This is a genomic window from Streptomyces antimicrobicus (genome assembly GCF_020532625.1).
Lineage (GTDB): Bacteria > Actinomycetota > Actinomycetes > Streptomycetales > Streptomycetaceae > Streptomyces > Streptomyces antimicrobicus.
Genome location: NZ_JAJAUY010000252.1, coordinates 1 through 3,119, shown reverse-complemented (window position 1 = coordinate 3,119; position 3,119 = coordinate 1). Strand labels below are relative to the sequence as shown.

The 3,119-nt window shown below is 76.9% G+C and carries 2 protein-coding genes and 1 pseudogene; all 3 read left to right on the top strand.

What is annotated here, in order from left to right:
* The first annotated feature begins 91 nt into the window (after positions 1-91).
* Positions 92-877 carry a glutamate racemase gene (locus tag LG632_RS29840; RefSeq protein WP_226731051.1) on the top strand — a complete coding sequence of 262 codons (786 nt, stop codon included), beginning with the start codon at positions 92-94 and terminating at the stop codon, positions 875-877.
* Between the two features lie 28 nt (positions 878-905).
* Positions 906-1,279 (top strand): annotated as a pseudogene (locus LG632_RS29835) (cytidine deaminase); the annotation flags it as partial.
* 158 nt (positions 1,280-1,437) lie between these two features.
* Entirely contained in the window at positions 1,438-3,084 is a 1,647-nt protein-coding gene (locus LG632_RS29830) for an ABC-F family ATP-binding cassette domain-containing protein (RefSeq protein WP_226731050.1), read from the top strand.
* Positions 3,085-3,119: the final 35 nt, after the last annotated feature.

The window sequence follows — 3,119 nt, the reverse complement described above, 5'->3', positions numbered from 1 at the left end:
GGGGGCCCGGCGTGGTTCGGTGCGGGGTGAGGTTGGGGGGAATTGGGGTGGGGAGGGCGGGGAAGTGGGGGTGGTCGATTAAGGTGACCAGGTGAAGATCGCCCTCATGGACTCCGGAATCGGCCTCCTCGCGGCGGCCGCCGCGATGCGGCGGCTGCGGCCGGACGCCGATCTGGTGCTCTCCTCCGACCCCGACGGCATGCCGTGGGGCCCCCGTACTCCCGAAGACCTCACCGAGCGGGCCCTCGCCGTGGCCCGGGCCGCCGCCGCGCACGGCCCGGACGCCCTCATCGTGGCCTGCAACACGGCGAGCGTGCACGCCCTGCCCGCCCTGCGGGCCGAGCTCGAACCGGCGATCCCCGTCATCGGCACGGTCCCGGCCATCAAGCCGGCCGCGGCCGCCGGCGGCCGGGTGGCGATCTGGGCCACCCCGGCGACCACCGGCAGCCCGTACCAGCGGGGACTGATCCGAGACTTCGCGCACGGCGCCGACGTCACCGAGGTGCCGTGCCCCGGCCTCGCCGACGCCGTCGAGGCCGCCGACGAGGAGGCCGTGGCCCGGACCGTGGCCGCCGCAGCCGCGCTCACCCCGGCCGACATCACCGACCTGGTGCTCGGCTGCACCCACTACGAGCTCGTGGCGGAGGCCATCCGCGCGGCGCTGGAGCCCCGGCGCGGAGCCACCGAGCCGGTCTTCCACGGCTCGGCCGAGCCCGTCGCGCTCCAGGCGCTGCGGCGCATCGGCGCCCGCCCGGAGCCGGAACTGCCGCGCACCGGCAGCCTCACCGTGCTCTCCAGCGGCCGCGAGGCGGAACTGCCGCCGGCCGCCTTCGCCTACGTGGAAGGTCAGCTCCTGGCCGGCGTACCGGCCCGTTGACCGCAGCGGCGTACGAGCCCGCCCGCCCCCCGAGGACCCCGCCCTCGGCGCGGCCGCCGCTGAACCGGCGCGGACCGGCTGCCACGGCGACGACCGCACCGTGGCAGCCGCCGAACGGGCGCGGGCCCGCGACGGGCGCCCGTGCGGGGCGTGAACGCCTAACCACTTCACCGGCGGCCCGTGCGCCGAGCTGGTCGTGCTCGGGGCGGCGGTCACCGAGAGGTCCAGCACCTGGTCACGATCGTCGCGGTCGACGAGCGCGACCGCGGCGTGGTTCCGCCCTGCGGCCGCTGGCGCCAGGTCCTGCTGGACCTGCACCCGGCGATCCGGGTGATCGTCGGCGTCGCCGCCGACCGCCTGCGGGGCGTCCCGATCGCGGATCCGCTGCGCGAGGCCTATGTCTCCCCGTCTCGTCTTCTCGTCTCTCCCTTCTTCACCCCGGCGAGACGAAGCGTCTTGCGTCGGGTTCGTGTGCCCTCTATGGTTGGGCGTGCTGCGAGACGCGACGGTTCGTCTCGTCTGGCGCGGCATCCGACCGACCACCCACCGAGAGGGCCCGATTGCGCACCTCAGTCCCCACCCCCACCCCCACCCCCGTCACCCAGATCGCCCTGTCCGACGTCACCCAGCGCTACGGCACCCACGTCGTCCTCGACCGCGTCAGTTGCGCGGTCCGGCCCGGGGAGCGGGTCGGGGTCGTCGGGGAGAACGGGGCCGGGAAGTCGACACTGCTGCGCCTGCTCGCCCGGCGGGAGGAGCCCGAGTCCGGGCAGGTCACCGTGGTGGTGCCCGGCGGGACCGGTTACCTGGCGCAGACGCTCGGGCTGCCGCCCGGCGCCCGCGTCGGCGACGCCGTCGACCTCGCCCTCGCCGACCTCCGCGACCTGGAACGCCGCATCCGGGCCGCGGAAGCGCGCCTCGCGCACGCCGGGCCGGACGAACTCGCCGCGTACGACGACCTCCTCGCCGCCTACGAGGCGCGCGGCGGCCGGGACGCCGACCGGCGGGTCGCGACCGTGCTGCGGCGGCTCGGCGAACGCGCCCCGCTCGACCTCGACCGGCGGCTCGGCACGCTCTCCGGCGGCCAGCGTTCGCGGCTGGCCCTGGCCGGGGCGCTCGCCGCCGAGCCGGAACTGCTGCTGCTCGACGAACCGACCAACGACCTCGACGACGAAGCCGTGGGCTGGCTGGAGGAACACCTCCGCTCGCGCCGCGGCACCGTGGTCGCCGTCACCCACGACCGGCTCTTCCTCGACCGCGTCACGACCACGGTCCTGGAGGTGGACCACGACCGGCGGACCGTACGCCGGCACGGCAACGGCTACGCCGGCCACCTCGCCGCGCGCGCGGCGGACCGGGCCCGCCGGACCAGGGAGTACGAGGAGTGGTGCGAGGAGCGCCGCCGGGCCGAACGGCTCGCCGCCTCGAACGTCGGGAACCTGGCTGCGATCCCGCGCAAGGGCCCGCGCGGGTTCAGCGGGGCGGGCGCCTTCCGCGCCCGCTCCCGCACCCACGGCGCGGCGGGCCGGATCCGCAGCGCCCGGGAACGGCTGCACCGGCTGGAGCAGAACCCGGTGCTCCCGCCCCCGGAACCGCTGCGCTTCACCGGCGGCTTCACCTCCGGCGCGGCCGCGCCGGTCGTGGCCGAGGACCTCGCCCTGCCCGGCCGGCTGGCCCCCGTGTCGTTCCGGCTCGCGCCGGGCGAACGCCTCCTGGTCACCGGACCGAACGGCGCGGGCAAGTCCACCTTGCTGCGGCTGCTCGCCGGGGAACTCGAACCGACCCGCGGCCGGCTCCTGACGCCGCGGAGGGTGGGGCTGCTGCGGCAGGACGACCCGTGGGCGCGCGAGCCCCGGACCGTCGCGGAGGTGTCCGGTCCGGAGGGCGGCACGCTGCTGACCGGCCTCGGGCTGTTCACCCCGGCCGACCTCGACCGCCCCGTCCGCGCCCTGTCGGCCGGGCAGCGCCGCAAGTTGGAGCTGGCCCGGCTCGTCGCGGCCGGCCCGCTCGACCTGCTGCTGCTCGACGAGCCCACCAACCACCTGGCCCCGGCCGTGGTGGAGGACCTGGAGGCGGCACTCGCCGCGTTCACCGGCACCGTGGTGCTCGTCACGCACGACCGGCGACTGCGGGCCGGCTTCCCGGGGCGCCGCCTGGAGCTCCTGCCGGACGTGCTGCCGCACCCGCTGCCGAAGCTCCTGCCCTGAGCGGCTGCCCCGGCGCGCCCCGCACGGGCGGCCAA